Raw genomic sequence first — 17844 nt, forward strand, 5'->3', positions numbered from 1 at the left:
CGCACCTGCGCCAACAGATCGAGGAACGACATCGCCGGGGTGAGACGGCTGCGTAGTGCCACCGTGCCGACGAACATTCCGACCACGTCGTCCAGCGCTTGTTGGCCGCGTCCGGAAATCGGTGTCCCGATCACCACGTCGTCGGTCGCACCGAGGTTGGACAGGAGCACCGCGAGGGCCGCCTGGAGCACCATGAAGGTCGTGGCGCCCTGTGTGCGGCCCAACTGCCCGAGTGCAGTGACCATCGCGGGCGCCAACACCAGTTCGGTGTTCGCTCCGCGCAGCGACGCAATCGCCGGCCGCGGGAAATCGGCCGGAAGTTCGAGAAGCTCCGGCGCGCCGGCCAACTGGCCACGCCAATACTCGGCCTGCGCCGAAGCAAGACTGGTCTGATCACTTTCCGAACCGAGGACCTGGTGTTGCCACACGCTGTAATCCGGATACTGAACAACCAACGGGGCCGGTGACGGCTCCGTACCCGAACGGCGCGCCGAGTAGGCCAGAACGAGATCCCGTGCGAGCGGCGCCACTGACGCACCGTCCGCGGCTATGTGGTGAATCACGGCGACCAGGATGTGTTCGTCAGCCGAGAGCTCGAACAGGTTTACCCGCAACGGGATTGCTCTGGTGACGTCGAACCCCTCGTCCACAGCGCCGACAATCTGATCGGCAACCTGTTCGGGAGAAACCACCGTGTGACGAAAAGGAACGTCGACGTCGTCGAGAATCCGCTGGAAAGGCCCTTCGGCATCGTCAGGGAATATCGTCCGCAAGGATTCGTGGCGAAGAACGATGTCCGACAGAGATTCTCGGAGAGCCACTGAATCCAGCCGGCCGCGCAGGCGAAGGACGAGCGGGATGTTGTACGCGGGCGAGGCAGGATCGTATCGATTGAGAATCCACATTCGCGATTGCGCCGGCGAGAGCGGGATTCGCTCGGGCCGAGGCCCGGCGGCCAGAGCGGGCCGCGTTCCGCTCTGCGTTGCATCGACTGCCACAGCGAGGGCCGCGACTGTCCTGGCATCGAAGAGAACCCGAACCGGGAGGGTGACTGAGAGTTCGGTGCCGACCCGTCCCATCACTCGGGTAGCACTCAGAGAGTTTCCACCGATGTCGAAGAAGTCGTCCGTGATGCTGACCTGGTCGACTGCCAGGACGTCACCGAAGATCCGGCCGATCAACTCCTCCGTCTTCGTGACGGGTGCGACATACGCATTCCGGCGCATCGTCGGGGCAGGCAGCGCGCGGAAATCGACCTTTCCGGCCGGCGTCAACGGAATTTCCTCGAGAACGATCACCGAGGAAGGAACCATGTGTGCCGGCAGTCGACTGGAGACGAAGGTGCGCACTTCTTCCGGATCCAGATGACCACCGACCACGTACGAGTGCAGTCCGACGGTGTCGTCTGCTGTCGTCACCGCAGTTCGTACGCCAGAGTGCGCACCGAGCACCGCGTCGATCTCACCGAGTTCGATGCGGAAACCGCGAATCTTGACCTGCGAGTCACTGCGGCCGAGATACTCGATTTCCGTTCCACGACGTCGCACGAGGTCTCCGGTGCGGTACATCCGCTGCCCCGAACGTGAGGGGTCGGCAACAAATCGAGACGCTGTCAGGTCGCCGCGATGGTGGTAACCGCGGGCAAGTCCACGGCCGGTCAGATACAGCTCACCCGTCACTCCGTCTGGAACCGGACGGAGGCGAGAGTCGAGAACATGTGCGACGGTGCCGCGAACTGAACTACCGATGGTGATCCGATCAGTCGCAGACATGGGCCCCGCGAGGGTAGCCATGACGGTGGCCTCGGTGGGACCGTATGCGTTGAACATCTTTCGCGTCGACGCCCATAGCGCGACCAACGCAGCGTCGCACGCTTCACCGCCGACGATCACGGTACCGAGATCCGGAACCTCTGCCGGTTCGATCGTAGCCAGGGCCGCCGGGGTCACAAATGCGTGACTGATCTTCGACGCCCGCATGAGGGCCGCGAGTTCGCTTCCGCCATAGATGCCCGTGGGAACAACATGCATCGCGGCACCGGCACCGACAGCCATGGCCAGTTCGAGCACCGATGCGTCGAAGCTGGGTGAAGCGAAATGCATCGTGCGACTGAGGTTGTCGAGTTCGTATCGGCGAACCTGCTCGTCGACCAGCGCCGCGAGACCCGCATGGGAGACGACGACGCCCTTCGGAGTGCCGGTCGATCCCGACGTGTAGATGACGTACGCGGTGTGGTCCGTGCGAATCGGTGACGTGCGCTCGGAATCGAGGATTCGCGTGTCACTGACGTCGTCGCGATCAAGCGACGCCACTACTTCTTCCGTCAGCGTCAGGACTGCTCCCGAATCAGTGAGCATGTGCTCGATTCGCTCGGCCGGGTAGCTCGGGTCGACGGGTACGAACGCCGCTCCGGTCTTGGCAACGGCCCAAGTGGCGAGTACAGAAGATGCCGACCGCGGAATGGCGATCGCCACTACCGATTCAGGGCCGATCCCTCGAACTACGAGTGCCCGCGCCCACCGATTGGTACGCCGGTCTACATCGTCGTAAGAGAGTTCGAGGTCGCCGCACAGTATGGCCGGACCACCGTTGGATTTGATGACCCCGGCCGTGAGGATCTCCGGCAGTGTCAGCTCCGTCAAGGCGACCGACTGGGCAGTTCCCTGACGTTCGATCTCTGGCATCGTCCGCAGATCGAGGTCGCCGACCACTGATTCGGGTTGGGCGACAACAGCGTCGAGAATGGCGACGAACCGATCCGCGAGCTCGCGCACAGTCGATTCGTCGAAGATGTCGAGGGCATAGGTCCACGTCGTGGTCACCGACCCGTCCGGGCGCGGCGACGAGACATCCAGTTGGAGATCGAATTTCGAGATCGGAGCATCCAACGGGACCTGAGAAACTTCGAGGCCGGGAAGCTTCACGGATGGGGTCGGAATATCGCCGGTCGCGAGTACCACCTGGAAGAAGGGGTGGTGCGCCGTCGAGCGAGGCGGGTCGAGCACCTCGACGAGACGCTCGAACGGAATATCTGAGTGGGCAAATGCCGAGAGGTCGGCGTTACGGGTCGATTCGAGCAATCCGCGGAACGAAGCCGTCGGATCCACCTGAGTCCGGAGAACCACGGTTCCGACGAACATGCCGACGAGGTTGTCGAGGGCCTGATCGCCGCGTCCGCTGACCGGGGTGCCGATCGCGATGTCGGACTCCCCCGCCATCCGAGACAGCAGTACCGACAACGCCGTGTGCAGCACCATGAACGGTGTGGACCGAGTGCTGCGAGCCAGGGATTCGACGGCGCGGTGCGTCTGCGCCGAGAGGGTCGACGACACCGTCGCACCTCGATAGGACGCGACTGTGGGATGCGGCCGATCCGTCGGGAAATCGAGACGGGTCGGGACGTGCGCCAATGCAGCGCGCCAGTATTCGATCTGGCGCGATGCCTCCGATTCCGGATCGTCCTCGTTGCCGAGAGAATCGATCTTCCAGAGCGTGTAGTCCGCGTAGTGAACGCTCAACGGCGACCACTGTGGCGCGGTTCCCGCGAGCCGTGACGCGTAGGCCGTCATCACATCCGCGGCCAGTGGTTGCATCGACCAACCGTCGCCACTGATGTGGTGGACGACGAGTACAAGAATATGCTCCCGACCAGACGTCCGGAGAAGCGAAGCCCGCACCGGAACCTCGGTGGTCACGTCGAACCCGGCACCGACCAATTCGCCGATAGCCGCGACGGGGTCACTGACATCCGCGGGTTCGAGAGCAACTGGCGCGTCGTCGAGAATGCACTGGTAAGGACCTTGATCCGAATCAGGATAGAGTGTGCGCAGCACCTCGTGCCGGTCGATGACATCGCTGATCGCCTGGCGCAAAACCTGAATGTTCAGGTTGCCGGACAAAGCGAGTGCTGCCGCAATGTTGTACGCCCCGGATTCCGGATCGAATCTGTTGAGGAACCACATACGCTGCTGGGCCGGTGAGAGCGGAATCTGGTCCGGTCGAGGGCGGGGTCCGAGTTCGGTGAACCTGGACGGCGCGCTGCCGGCGACGAGTCCGGCCAGCGCACCAACTGTCGGAGCGTCGAACAGGTCTCGGACACCCAGAGTCGATCCCAGTGCCGAGTTGATCCGTGCCACCACCCGCGTAGCCGTCAGAGAGTTGCCACCGAGCGCGAAGTAGTCGGCGGTGAGGCCGATTTCGCTCACACCGAGGAGTTCGGCAAAGATCGCGGCAACGGCCTTTTCGAGTTCGGTGACGGGAGCGACATACTCAGCTGCCGCCGAATCCGGTTCCGGCAGCGCACGCCGGTCGAGTTTTCCGTTGGGGCCCAGCGGCATCGACGTCAAGAACACGAATGCGGAGGGAACCATGTAGGTAGGCAGCTTCGCCTGCGCGTGCGCGCTGAGAAGGGCACTGTCGATTGCCGAATCAGCTGTCACGTAGGCGATCAGACGATCCTGACGTACGACGGTGGCGGCCGAGAGAACTCCCGACAGTTCCAACAGGACCCCGTCGATTTCTCCGAGTTCCAAGCGCTGCCCGCGAAGCTTCACCTGGAAGTCGGTACGACCCAGATACTCGATCTCACCGGTGGAGTTCCACATGACGAGGTCGCCGGTCCGATACATCCGGCCGGGACCGAAGGGGTTGGCTACGAAACGATCTGCTGTCAAGTCAGAGCGTTGCACGTAGCCGCGGGCGAGTTGGACTCCCGCGAGATAGAGTTCTCCCGCCACTCCGATCGGGCTCGGCGCGAGGCGGTGGTCCAGCACATAGGTCTGCGTGTTCCAGACCGGAGCGCCGATCGGCACCGGACCTGTTGCGGCGGCATCCGTCTGGTGGAAAGTGACGTCGACGGCAGCTTCGGTGGGACCGTAAAGATTGTGCAGACGTGCACCGAATCGTTCGTGGAAGCGAACGACCGTCGCACGCGGAAGTGCCTCGCCGCTGGCGAACACCTGACGAACGGATCGACGTTGTGCGAGATCGCCGTCGACGAGGAAGACGTCGAGCATCGACGGGACGAAGTGCAAGGTGGTGACACCTTCGCGAGCGATCAGCTCGGAGAGGTACCGAGAATCGCGATGTCCATCGGGTTCTGCAACTACCAGTCGCGAGCCGGCGACGAATGGCCAGAACAACTCCCACACCGAGACGTCGAAGGTGGCGGGTGTCTTGTGCAGCACGACGTCGTGACGGCCGAGCGGATATTCATGTTGCATCCACAGCAGGCGATTGACTATCGCTCGATGCGACACTGCAACGCCCTTGGGCTTTCCGGTGGACCCGGATGTGAAGATCACATAGGCAACGTGATCCGGCGATACACGACCGAGACGCTCGACGTCTGCGAACCGCTCGGTGGAGTACCCCGAAAGATCGATCTCGTCGAGAAGTACGGGGTTGACCCCATCTGGCAGCGATGTGGCGTCGGCCGCGACCGACAGGACGACCGACGGTGCTCCGATGTCGAGCACGTACCGGATCCGCTCGTCCGGATGCTGCGGATCGATCGGAAGATACGCACCGCCGGCTGCGATGACGGCGTGCACTGCCACCACGTACTGCGCGCTCCGGTGCAGAGCGATCGCGACCAGTGACTCCGGCCCGACGCCGCGTTCTACGAGGTGACGAGCGAGAGAGTTGACCTGGGACCGGAATTCTCCGCGACTGATCGTCGTGCCCGCGAAGGTCAGTGCAGCATCGGCCAAGTCGGCGATACCCGAGTCGACGATTTCCGAGTCGGCGCCGAGTAGGTCGAGCAGCGTCTTGTCAGCGATGACGTGGGAAGTGTTGTTCCACTCGTCGAGCACGAGCCGACGTTCGGCATCGTCGAGAGAGTCGATGTCCCGGATGCGGACACTCTCGTCGGTCATCGCAGCGAGTATCGATGCGAGACGTCCGCCCAGACGCACCGTGGCGTCGTGGTCCATTGCGTCGGGTGCGTACTCGATGGTGAGACGGAGGCTCGGTTCGAGGACGGTGACCAGCGCCAGCGGGTAATGAGTCGCGTCTGCGACCTCGATACCCGTGACGCGCATCCCGGCGATGTCCGTCGCGGATTCGAGCGCCGAACGATCCACGGGATACGACTCGAACACCGTCAACGTGTCGAACACCGCGCCGGCGCCCACCGCCGACTGCACCTCGGCAAGACCGACGTGATGGCTGTCAAGCAACCGGACCTGCTCGGACTGAACTTGTTCGAGCAGTTCGGAAACCGAACCGTCCGGGTCCACGCGGACCCGAACGGGGACGGTGTTGATGAACAGGCCGAGAATGTCTTCGACCCCGGTCAGCGACGCGGGTCGACCGGAGACGGTGGCGCCGAACACGACGTCGTCACGCCCGAGCATTCCACCCAGCAGCAGGCCCCATGCTGTCTGGACGACGGTGTTGACCGTGACCCCGGTGCGCTTGGCCAACGCGACGACGGCCTCGGTCGACGAGGCTTCCAGCGGGACTTCGACATCCACGGGAACTGCGTGCACGGAGGACTCCGTACGGTGTGGTGCGATCAGCGTCGGTTCATCTACTCCAGACAGTGCGCCGATCCACCTGTCCAATGCCGCGCCGTTGTCTTGTTCGGCGAGCCAGTGCAGATAGGTGCGATACGACCGAGCGGGAACCGGCAGCGACGCGTCTGCGGCGTAGAGCGACAGAAGATCGCGCACCAACAACGGCATGGACCAACCGTCGAAGAGAATGTGGTGATTGGTCACGATCAGGTGCGCCGAATCCGCACCCTGGCGTACCAGGACTGCACGAAGCAGTGGGGGCGCGCTCAGATCGAACGGTGCCGTGCGCTCGAGTTCCGCGACGACGTGCGGATCATCCCCGAGCGCCTCCCGCCATGGAGTTGTCACGGAATCGAGAACGAGCTGTGCTGCAACGCCGTTCGAGTCGTACACGAAAGCAGCCCGAAGTGCGGTGTGGCGCTCGAACAGTCTCGAAAGCGAACGCTGTAGTCGATCGCTGTCGACGATCCCGGCGAGGGACAGAACGATCTGGCCGGTGTAGACGTCGACGGCATCGGCGGTGAGGCCGGCGTGAAACTGGAATCCGGCTTGCAGCGGCGAGAGCGACCAGATGTCCTCCAGGTGGCCGAACTGCTTCTCCCACAGTTCTATTTCGTCCTGCGAAGCCGAGACCAGAGGAACGTCTGACGGTGTGAGGCCGGCATGATCACCGACGGAGGCGGCAATCTTCTCCAGTTCGACGCGCCACGCCGTCGCGAGCTCCGCGACTGCAGCGGGTTCGAAGATACCTTCGGGGAAAGCAAATGACGCCGAAAGGAACTCGCCTTCCGGACCGTCCACGACGGCGGCATTGATGTCGATCGCATAACTGACCGCGAGATCGCTTCCGCTGCCGTTGTTGAGATCGATTCCGGCGTCGGGAATCCAGCCCGCGGCCCGCAATTCGTCACCGAACTCCGCGGTGGACATCTTGCCCAAGTAGTTGAAACCGATCTGCGGTTCCGGGCCGGTCAGCATCCCTGCACGTCGGAGCAGCCCGTAACCGATACCGGACCCCGGCGTGGTTCTCAGCTGTTCCTTGACGGATTTCACGACCGCCGGCGTGTCCACTCCGAGTCCGGTGAGATCGATCCGAACCGGGTACACCGCCGTGAACCAGCCGACGGTCCTGGACAGGTCGGCACCGGGCAGCACGGCTTCGTCTCGTCCGTGACTTTCGAGCGAGACCAGCATCCGCTGTGATCCGCTCCAGGTGCGCAATGCCAGGGCAAGCGCACTGAGCAAGCCGTCGTTGACACCGGTCCGATAGTGCGACGGTACCGCGCGCAACAGGTGATCTGTTGTGTCACGGTCGATGTCGACCCGGACCCGACGCAGTGACGACCCTCGGTCCCGTTCCGCATCGAGAGGACGCGAACCGATCGGCGCACCATCGGAGTCGACGACCTCACGCCAGTACTCGAGTTCCGCCGACGGTGACAGCTCGGTGAGTCCGTGCGACCAACGCCGCAGTGACGTTCCGACGGGCATCAGTACCGGCGTGCCACCGTGAACGATCTGTTGCCAGGCTACAGCGAAGTCCGGAAGGAGAATCCGCCACGAGACGCCGTCGACAACCAGATGGTGGATGACGACCACCAATCGGCCCGAATCGTGCGTCGAGTCGAGCCAGACGATCTGAGCAGTATCTCCGCGGTACGGATCGAGCCTCGACGCGGCGTCCGCGGTCGCCTGGGTGAGAGCTTCCTCGAACTCGGGGGTTCCGGGTAGCGCTTCGGTGACGGTCCGACGAACCCATGTATCGACAGCACAGCCAGGGGCAATGTCGAATCCGGAGTGGTCGGGCAGCAAACGCGCGCGAAGAGCGTCGTGTTGATCGACAACTACTTGAAGAGTTGCCGCGAGGCGCGAGAGATCAAGTCCGACAGGAACACTGACCGACACGGCTTGATAGAAGGTGTCGATGCTGCCGGCCGTGCCCAGTATCTTGGCTGCGATCGGGGTCAGCGGGACAAACCCCACTCCCTTACCCGGCAGTTCTTCGAGTACGACCGATTCATCTGCCGGGAGTGCGATTTCGGCCAATCGCGCCACCGTCTTGCGTTCGAACACGTCGCGAGGAGTGAAGACAACTCCGGCGGCTTTTGCTCGAGAGACGAGCGAGATCGCGACGATGCTGTCTCCACCCAGCGCGAAGAAGGAATCGTCGACGCCGACTCGCTCGACGCCGAGTACCGACGCAGCGGCGTCGGCGATGATGCGCTCGACCGGACCGCTCGGCGCCCGGTAGTTCTGAGCCGCCGAACGAAATTCCGGTTCGGGTAGCGCCTGGCGATCGAGCTTGCCTGCCGGGGTCAGTGGCACTTCGGCCAGCGGTATCAGCTGGGACGGCACCATGTGAGCGGGCAGGAATCGAGATGCGTGTGCGATCAACGCTTCTTCGTCGAGATCGTGTCCCGGCTTGATCTTCACATACGAGTACACGGTGCCGCCGGCAAGCGTCACCACGAAATCGACGGATTCATGGCGTGCGAGCACAGCGTCGATCTCACCGAGTTCGATGCGAAGTCCATTGACCTGCACCTGGAAATCGGAGCGGCCGACGTACTCGAGTTCGAGAGTCCGAGTCCAGCGGACCACGTCTCCGGTGCGGTACAACCGAGTTCCGCCGCCGAGAGGATCGGCGACAAAACTCGCAGCGGTGAGAGCTGAACGTGAGTGGTAGCCCTGCGCCAATCCGGGGCCACCGAGATACAGTTCACCGGCCACCCCGGCCGGCACAGGTCGCAACCAGCGGTCGAGAACCATCAGATGCGCGCCCTGAATCGGAGAACCGATCGTGATGGCCTCGTCCGACGCCAGCGGGGGTGTCGTGGTGATGACGATGGTCGACTCGGTGGGGCCGTAACTGTTGTAGAACCGGCAGATCGGGCCGAAGCGTCGAACCAGGTCCGGCGGGCACACGTCACCTCCGACAACCACAGCTTCGAGATCCGGAAGATCGGTGGCGTCCACCGTGCCCAGAATTGCCGGCGCACTGATGATGTGGGTGACGCGCTCGCTGCGCAGCAGTTCTGTGAGCTCGCCGCCGCCGTAGACATCTGCCGGAGCGATGACCATCGTCGCCCCGGCACTGAACGCCTGAACCATTTCGAAGACGGAGGCGTCGAAACTCGCGGACGAGAATCGCAGAACTCGCGAATGCGCACCGACGCCGAGTTCGGGGCGACCCCACGCGGTGAAATCGACCAACGCATTGTGCGTGACGGCAACACCTTTCGGTGTACCGGTGGAACCGGACGTGTAGATCAGATAGGCGATGTGATCGCTTCGCAACGGCGCCGTGCGGTCAGAGTCGTCGACGACGGACTCGTCGCCGACAAAGCTGAAGGCGTCGATCGAGATGCAGTCCAGATCGACGGGCAGCATCTGATGGACAGTCGAATCAGTAATTCCCACAACAGCATTACTGTCCCCGACCATGTGACCGATTCGTTCGACCGGGTACGTCGGATCGACCGGAACTGATGCAGCGCCGGTTTTGGCAACCGACCACCACGCGATGACGGCATCGATGGATCGAGGCAGCGCGATCACGACACTGGTGCCAGGACCCACTCCGCGCCGGATCAGCATTCGAGCGAGTACGTTGGAGCGACGATCGAGTTCGCGGTAGCTGAGCTGCTGGGTACCGCAGCTCAGTGCGATCCCCTCAGACGACGCCGCGACGCCGTGGGCGAGAATCGTGGGCAAGGTCATCGGTGCCAGTGCGTCAGGGCCGCGTGCCGGAACGAGCGACTTCCGCTCGGCTTCGCTCAGGATCTCGAGATCGTGAACACGAGTGCCCGGCAGCGCTTGCGTGTACCGGGACAGCAGTTCGACGTATCGGCGGACATGGTCGCTCAGGACATCTGCGGTGTACAGATGGGGATTGGCTTCGAAATCGATTCGCGGCGCCTCTCCCGAGGCACTCGGATAGATGTTGACCGACAGGTCTTCCACCGGCCCTGTCGACAAGATGTGGAATCGACCAGTCACCGACCCCAGGACCACTTCGGGGTGAAAGTTCATGATGTTGATCGCGGGACCGAAGAACCCACGCTCGGCACCGACGCCTCGATCGCGCCTCATGTCCTCGGTGCGGTACCGCTGATGTCTGAGCGCGCCGGTCAGTTCGAGCGAGGCAGCCGCGCTCAATTCGGCAACCGTGGTCGAAGCGGTCACCGCGAGGCGCAGCGGAACGACGTTGGAGATCATGCCACCCGAACCACGCAGAACCCTGTTCGTTCGCGCGGTCACCGGCAAACTCAGCACTACGTCTTCGGTGCCGGTCACCCGGGCGAAGTAGAGCGCGAAGGCAGCCACCGCCGCCGCCGAAGAGAACTCGTCCGCCTTCGCCGTCGCGTTCGCACTGTCGAGTGTTCGGCCGACCACGACCGCACCCGGTGTGGCGTCCATCCGCTTCCCGGCCAGACTTGCCACGGCCGGAAGCTCTGCTGTCTTGGCTGCCCAGTAGTCCTGATCTCGGCGGAATCGCGGCGAGTGCCGATACTCGGCCTCGGCGTCGTGCACGGCCAGAAGATCGGTTGCCGACGATTCGGGGACTGAAAGGCCGGCGACCTCCGCTGAGTAGAGCTCGGCGATGCGTGTCATGAAGTTCATGGCGCCGTAGCCGTCGAGGACCAGATGATGGATCCGGCAGTACCAGAACTGGCGGTTCGCGCCGACGCTCAGGACGGCTGACTTCACCAATCGATCGGCGAGTAGATCAAAAGGTCGGGTGTACTCCTGCCGCATCCACTCGAGTGCGGCTGCCTCCGGCTCGCGCTCACCGCTCAGATCGACGACTTCGACGCTCTGACTGAGCTCGGAATCGATCTGCTGAAACGGTTCGCCGTCGATCTCGAGCAGTTTCAGCATCCCGGAGCCGAACTCATGCGCTGCTGTGACGCAGGCACTTTCGAGCACCGCCGCGTCGAGAGTCCCGTCGACTACGACATACTGCGCGATCGTGATCGGCACATCAGTGCGCAGTAGCTGGGCAAACCAGATTCCGCGTTGCGCGCTGGTCAGCGGAAAGGGCTCGAAACGTCGATCAGCATGCACAGCGTCGTTCTCTCATCTGCCGAAAAAAGTACCGACGGCCTGCATCGATTGCCGTGGACCTGCGGCGCGAGACGACCGTGCCGACTACCACTCGACACAGTCCGCCGATTGATCAAAGATAGGGTTGCATAACCTTCCCATCTCGTCAAATGGCAAAACAAGTTCCCATGCGATCACATAAAGGATTCCGCCAGGTCTTTTTCTGCAGATCAGACCTGGGATTCGAGTGCGGTCTCAATATTCGGTGCGTCATGCGCCGGGTACGCATGCACCAAGGCGGTAGCGAGTTTGGGTACCGCGTGAGTGAGCGAATGCTCGGCGCTGTGTGCAATCGCGTGAGCTTCGGCAAGCGTTGCCCGGGGATCGATGTCGAGTTCTGCATCGGCATGCAGTCGGTGTCCGATCCACCGCATCTTCAGATCACGAACACCGAGGACTCCGGGTTCGTGCATCAATGCATGCTCGGCGCCGTCCACCAACTCCGGTTCGACGCCGTCCATCAACCGCCGGAAGACGTCTCGCGCTGCAGTCCTGAGCACCGCCACGATGGCCACGGTGATGACAAGGCCGATGATCGGATCTGCCAACGGGAAACCCAGCGCAACTCCCCCGGCCCCCAGAAGGACTGCGAGCGAGGTGAATCCGTCTGTCCGAGCATGCAATCCATCGGCCACCAGGGCCGCTGAACCGATTTGCCTGCCGACCCTGATCCGATACAACGCCACCAATTCGTTTCCGATGAAACCGATCAAACCTGCCGCCGCTACCCAACCGAGGTGCTCGATCTCGACCGGGTTGATCAATCGCCTCACCGCCTCGACACCGGCGATCACTGCCGACAGTGCGATCATGGCGAGCACGAACAGTCCGGCCAAATCCTCCGCACGCCCGAAACCATAGGTATAGCGCCTGGTTGCAGCGCGCCGACCGAGCGCAAAGGCAATCCAGAGTGGGACTGCCGTGAGCGCGTCGGAGAAGTTGTGAATGGTGTCCGCCAGCAGCGCCACCGAACCCGAGATCGCCACGATCGCAACCTGAGCAACTGCGGTGACTCCGAGCGCGACAAGACTGATCTTGACCGCCCGGATGCCGATTGCGCTCGATTCCAATGCGTCGTCAACACTGTCGGCAGCGTCGTGACTGTGCGGGGAGAACACTTCGCGGACTGCCGATCGAAATCCCTTCGGCCCGTGGCCGTGTCCGTGGCCGTGGCCGTGACCGTGGGACGTCTTTGGTTCGTGCGTCATGACGCACCTTCTTCTTGATCGCTACGATCGACCTTCGCCGAGCGCTCCGGGTGTATCTCCCGAAGCTCACCTTCACTACGGTGATGCCCCGGCAATCCTGGTCCGGCATGCTCGGCATTGAAGACCGCATCCGTAACCAGTTGGCGCACATGGTCGTTCTCCAGACGATAGAACACCGTCGTACCATCGCGGCGCGTTCGTACCAACCTTGCCATGCGCAATTTCGCCAGGTGCTGCGACACCGAGGGCGCCGGCTTGCCGACGCGTTCCGCCAGTTCGTTCACCGAGCACTCGCGGTCTACCAATGCCCACAAAACCTGCACACGGGTTGCGTCGGCCAGCATGCGAAACACCTCGACTACGAGGTCGACTTGATCATCGGGAAGCTTGCGGCGACAAACACCACTATCTGCGTTCATACGTAGATAGTAGATCATGCTGGACGCCGAAGATGACCTCTCGTCGATTCACCAGTTGTGCAAAGCTTGGCGGCAGAGCCCTTCGCCACTCGCAGACCGGGAGACAACGATGAGTACCGACGATTGGAACGCAGGAATCATTGCGGAGTTTCGGGAGAACGAGGGCAAGGTAGGTGGCCCCTTCGAAGGTGCGCCCATGGTGTTGGTCCACCACACAGGACGCAAATCCGGACGCGATTTCGTGAGTCCCATGATGTATCTGGCAGACGAGCAGGATCCGAAGACCATCTACGTTTTTGCATCCAAGGCCGGTGCCCCGACCAATCCCGACTGGTACTACAACCTCGTTGCCACCGACCAGGCAGAGGTCGAGATCGGCACCGAAACATACCCGGTCTCCGTCAGCGAAGTAACCGGCGAGAAGCGTGACCGCATCTACGACGAGCAGGCCAGTCGATACCCGGGATTTGCCGAATACGCGGAGAAGACAGCTGGGATCCGCACAATTCCGGTGGTGGCACTGACTCGCGCGTAAATCCTGATCGCGCCTCCCCGCCGTTTCCATCCGGAAACGGCAGGGATCGTTTGTACGGAATCACGACACTGAAGACGCTTTGACCTCAGCCTTCGAATGCCGTCCGAGCAGCACGTATCCGACCCAGGATCCGACAACCACTGTCGCCGCGAGCGCCTGTACCAGGCCTTCGATACTCGCCGGATAGAACACGCCGGTGATGTAGTGCGAGATGAATCCGGTGGACGGCAACTCCGCGATACCGGCCATTCGGCGGGCCCAGTTCTCGAGATTGGTCAGCGGGCAGTCATATCCGACCGCTATCGAACCGGCTCCCCAGACGACTGCAAGAAGGTGGAAACCGATGGTACGACGCCACTTCCACGCCACGAACCCACCCAGCACCACATAGAGGACAAACGCGAAGTGGACGAACACCGTCACTACTTCGATGAGCCGATACACCATCGTCGTCTCCGCTCGTGGCGCGGAAGTCCCGCAACAACCAGACTAATCCGATGTTAGTCCTCGTAGAGGTGATCTACCCGGTGTATGCAGCGGTCGTGCGAGCAGCGGCGGCTGCAGCCGCATCCGGGTCGTCGCCCGATGCGATCGCAGCTTCGGCCCACAGTTCACTGCTTCCCGCGATGAATGCCTTGGCCTCGTCGCTCGCCGACCACTCGGGTGTCTCGAGTGGCGTCGCGATCCCCAGTTCCACGTGTCGAGCCAGCCCGAGCAGTCCCATGTCCCACCCGACACCGACGGCACCTGGACCGTACTCGCCCCACCGATCCGGCTCGACGTCCGCGGCGTGTTCGAAGTCGAACAGCGTTGCACCACTGCCTTTTTCGGCGAGATTCACGGTCACGTAGCTCACATCGCCGCCGTATTCCCAGGTGATGCGAAGTGTTCGAGGAGCATCGCACGCCAAAATTTCGCCGCCGGCGTTGCCCTCGAGCTGATAGTGGCCGCCGATCCTGGCTTCTCCCCCGACCGGCATGAACCATTGGGGAATGCGGTCGAACTCGGCGGTGATCGCCGCCCAGACCGTGCCGATGGGCGCCGCGAGGGTCCGCGACATGCGCAACGTGCGTGTTTTCGACTCGTCACCGCCGAACGGGCTCAGCTCTCGCGCTACCACCTGCAACGAATCAACCGCTCTGTCGACCACGACGCTCCTTGGTTCGGGAAAACTTCAGCTCAGTCGCTGCTGTAGATGTACCGATACTTCTTCTCCAGCGGCACTCTTGCCGATCGCCTTGCAGAGCGCCACGCGCAGCGGAAGCCAGTGTGGACCGTCACCGGACGGCATCAGCGTCGCCTCGAAGGGATGTTCACCATCGAGAGTCCCGACCACCTTCACAGCGCGCCTGGTTCCCAGAAGTTCCGCCGAACCAGGCACCGTCAGAAATGTCGCAAACGCCCCGTCTTTCTCGATGGGAGCGGTGAAGGCGTAATCGAGCGGTTGTGGAGTCTTGTCAGCGGCCATCTCGTGTCACTGTTCCGCAGCGAGTAGGACGTCGGTGTCGAAACAGGTGTGAGTGCCGGTGTGGCACGCGGCGCCCTCCTGATCGACGATCAGCAAGACCGAATCGCCGTCACAGTCGAGTCGCACTTCGTGGACGTACTGGGTGTGCCCCGACGTCTCACCCTTGACCCAGTACTGCTGGCGCGAGCGCGAATAGTACGTCCCCTTACGGGTTTCCAGTGTTCGCGCGAGCGCTTCGTCGTCCATCCACGCGACCATCAGCACATCACCGGTCGACTTCTCCTGCGCAACCGCGCTGAACAGTCCGGCGTCGTTTCGCTTCAGCTTCGCCGCGATTGCGGGATCAAGACTCATATGACGTTTATACCTTCCACCTGTGACTTCCGTGGAATTCCCCTGCTTGGTCGCCGTAGAATGGAAGTTTCTTCGCTTCTCGCTCTGGAAGAGGATCCGACATGAACCATCAACGTCATGACGGCCCACACCCGGAGTACACCTGCCACCTCGTGAACGCGAGCACCGATCGCGTCCCGACCCGCCACATCGTTGTCGGGATCGGCACAGGCCTGAGCGGCAAGAATGTCGTCAGCTACGGATTGACGCTTGCCGCCAAGGAGGATTCAGCACTCCACGTCGTTCACTGCATCACGTCCGAGGACTTGCCTGTCGAAACCGACTCACCACAGTTCGAAACGCGTCTGCACGACGAGATGGTGTCGCAACGCGAACAGACAACCTCGACACTTGCCTCGCACACGGACACCTGGACATACGACTGCACCTACGGCGACCCGGCCGGTGTCATCCTCGCGACCGCGGACAAGTACGACGCCTTCACCATCGTGATCGGCTCACCGCGAAAAGGCGCTGCCTCCGCGGTGAGCCAACTGATACACAGCTCGGTCTCTTCCCGACTGAACCGGCAGAACCGCTATCCCGTGATATCGGTTCCGAGCGGAGTCAGATCGGCGAGATAGCCGAACACGGGGCATGCCCGCCTAGCTGATCGAATAATCCTCGAGCGGAAAGCGTTTCGCTTCGACAAACGCATTGCGTGTAGACGTGGGCCGCAGGATCGCCGCCTCCCCGTGCTGATTGAAGTAGTAGCTCCGCGAAGTCTGGCAACTGCCGCCGTAGAAGACGGAGTCCGCCAGGTTCGCCGTCATCCGGTCCAGGAACTCGGCGTTGGCGGTTTCGGTGACCTCGAACGTCTCCGCGCCACGCCGCTTCACCTCGCCGAACAGTCGATCCATGTGCTGCATCTGGGATTCGATAGTCGTGAAGTAGGACAACCCGCTGTACGAGTACGGACTGGCGAGCGTGAGGAAATTGGGGAAGTAGGGAACCGCGACCCCCTCATAGGCCTGGAAACGGTTGTCGCGCCACCACTTACCGAGGTTTCGGCCCTCACGGCCGATAACCTCGATGGCCGGAAAGTTCACATCCCAGAGGTTGAATCCCGTTGCCAGCACCAGCGTGTCGATCTCGGTCTTGCGGCCGTCGGCCGTGACGATTCCGTCGGCAGCAATGTGGTCGATCGACGTGGTTTCGAGGTGCACGTTGTCTTTGGTGAAGGTACGGAAATAGCTGTTCGAGAACGTGGGTCGCTTGCACCCGAAGTCGTAGTCCGGTGTGAGTTGCTTGCGGAGATGCGCGTCACGGACCTGCGACCGCAGAAACGCTCGTGATGCGGCTGCAGCGCCCTTGTTCAACAGTTTGACCTGCTTGTAATGCAGGACCGCGCTGACCATGATCATTTCGAGTATCGACGAACTGACAGCGCGGGCGATTCGCTGGGTGAGCGGAATGCGCGAGAACAGCTTCTGCACTGCGCTCGGAATGGGGACGTCGATCTTGGGAACGACCCAGATCGGGGTGCGTTGGTAGACGGTCAACTCTGCGGCCTGCCGCGCCACCTCGGGGATCAACTGCACGGCGGTGGCGCCGGTTCCGATGATTGCAGTCTTGGTGCCCGACAAGTCGTAGGAATCGTCCCAGGCGGTGGTGTGGATGATCTTGCCCGCAAATTCGTCGATACCGGAGATGTCCGGTCGATGAGGCTGCGAGAGGAAACCCGTCGCAGTCAGGAGGTACTTGGCAGTGATGTCCGGTGCCCCCTCCACGGATACGACCCAGTGCGAGGAATCTTCGTCCCAGCGGGCTCCGTTGACCACGGCACCGAACGTCATGTGCTTCCGCAGGTCGTACTTGTCCGCGACATGATCGGCGTACTTCTTGAGTTCGGCACCCGGTGCGAAGAGCCTGGACCAGTTCGGATTGGGCTCGAACGAATACGAGTAGGTGACCGACGCGATGTCGACAGCCAAACCGGGATAGCGGTTGACGTGCCAGGTTCCACCCAGATCGTCCTCACGCTCGAGGATCGCCAGGTTGTCCAGGCCCATCCGCTTGAGTTGAATGGCCGCACCCATTCCGCCGAAGCCCGCCCCCACCACTACTGCGTCGTACTGCACTGCCATCGGAGAATCCCTCTCATGAACTGCACACCCATGAACCACGCACCCGTGAACTGCACATCAGAAACTGACACGTCATTCCGTTATTGAGAACGGTATCATTCCAGACGTGA

10 protein-coding genes (1 of these 10 running past the window's edge) are annotated in these 17844 nt (G+C 62.3%); 2 read left to right on the top strand and 8 right to left on the bottom strand.

The window, feature by feature from the left end:
- The 3 genes from AC1DVN_RS20095 to AC1DVN_RS20105 form a co-directional block, all read right to left on the bottom strand.
- Positions 1 to 11585 carry the 5' portion of a non-ribosomal peptide synthase/polyketide synthase gene (locus AC1DVN_RS20095; protein ID WP_477994157.1) on the bottom strand. Its footprint begins 17041 nt before the window's first position, so 11585 of the gene's 28626 nt are visible here — the first part of the coding sequence; it begins with the start codon at positions 11583 to 11585; the stop codon falls past the left edge of the window.
- Positions 11586 to 11794: 209 nt separating this feature from the next.
- Positions 11795 to 12832 carry a cation diffusion facilitator family transporter gene (locus tag AC1DVN_RS20100; protein ID WP_029255498.1) on the bottom strand — a complete coding sequence of 346 codons (1038 nt, stop codon included), beginning with the start codon at positions 12830 to 12832 and terminating at the stop codon, positions 11795 to 11797.
- Positions 12829 to 13251: an ArsR/SmtB family transcription factor gene (locus AC1DVN_RS20105; protein ID WP_020907992.1), complete on the bottom strand. Its 423-nt coding sequence runs from the start codon at positions 13249 to 13251 to the stop codon at positions 12829 to 12831. Before AC1DVN_RS20105 ends, AC1DVN_RS20100 begins: the two co-directional genes overlap by 4 nt.
- Positions 13252 to 13360: 109 nt before the next feature.
- On the opposite strand from AC1DVN_RS20105, the gene AC1DVN_RS20110 reads away from it, so the two are divergent.
- Positions 13361 to 13786, top strand: coding sequence for a nitroreductase/quinone reductase family protein (locus AC1DVN_RS20110; RefSeq protein WP_029255500.1), 426 nt, complete (start codon positions 13361 to 13363; stop codon positions 13784 to 13786).
- Positions 13787 to 13846: 60 nt separating this feature from the next.
- Here AC1DVN_RS20110 and AC1DVN_RS20115 read toward each other — a convergent pair whose 3' ends face one another.
- The 4 genes from AC1DVN_RS20115 to hisI all read right to left on the bottom strand — a co-directional run bounded on the left by AC1DVN_RS20115 (position 13847) and on the right by hisI (position 15608).
- Positions 13847 to 14233 (bottom strand): DUF2784 domain-containing protein, encoded by a 387-nt coding sequence (locus AC1DVN_RS20115; RefSeq protein ID WP_020907994.1) that lies wholly within the window; start codon positions 14231 to 14233, stop codon positions 13847 to 13849.
- A 73-nt stretch (positions 14234 to 14306) separates the two neighbouring features.
- The gene (locus AC1DVN_RS20120) at positions 14307 to 14936 is read right to left on the bottom strand and encodes an SRPBCC family protein (protein ID WP_477994158.1); all 630 of its coding nucleotides are present in this window, start codon (positions 14934 to 14936) and stop codon (positions 14307 to 14309) included.
- A gap of 24 nt (positions 14937 to 14960) precedes the next feature.
- Complete coding sequence (locus AC1DVN_RS20125) at positions 14961 to 15254, bottom strand: DUF1905 domain-containing protein (RefSeq protein ID WP_019748768.1); 294 nt, start codon at positions 15252 to 15254, stop codon at positions 14961 to 14963.
- A gap of 6 nt (positions 15255 to 15260) precedes the next feature.
- Positions 15261 to 15608 carry a phosphoribosyl-AMP cyclohydrolase gene (gene hisI, locus AC1DVN_RS20130; RefSeq protein ID WP_003942390.1) on the bottom strand — a complete coding sequence of 116 codons (348 nt, stop codon included), beginning with the start codon at positions 15606 to 15608 and terminating at the stop codon, positions 15261 to 15263.
- Between the two features lie 101 nt (positions 15609 to 15709).
- On the opposite strand from hisI, the gene AC1DVN_RS20135 reads away from it, so the two are divergent.
- Entirely contained in the window at positions 15710 to 16231 is a 522-nt protein-coding gene (locus AC1DVN_RS20135; RefSeq protein WP_020907996.1) for a universal stress protein, read from the top strand.
- Between the two features lie 21 nt (positions 16232 to 16252).
- Here AC1DVN_RS20135 and AC1DVN_RS20140 read toward each other — a convergent pair whose 3' ends face one another.
- Positions 16253 to 17734 carry a flavin-containing monooxygenase gene (locus AC1DVN_RS20140; RefSeq protein WP_020907997.1) on the bottom strand — a complete coding sequence of 494 codons (1482 nt, stop codon included), beginning with the start codon at positions 17732 to 17734 and terminating at the stop codon, positions 16253 to 16255.
- Positions 17735 to 17844 lie beyond the last annotated feature (110 nt).

The organism is Rhodococcus sp. P4_E4, assembly GCF_056401575.1.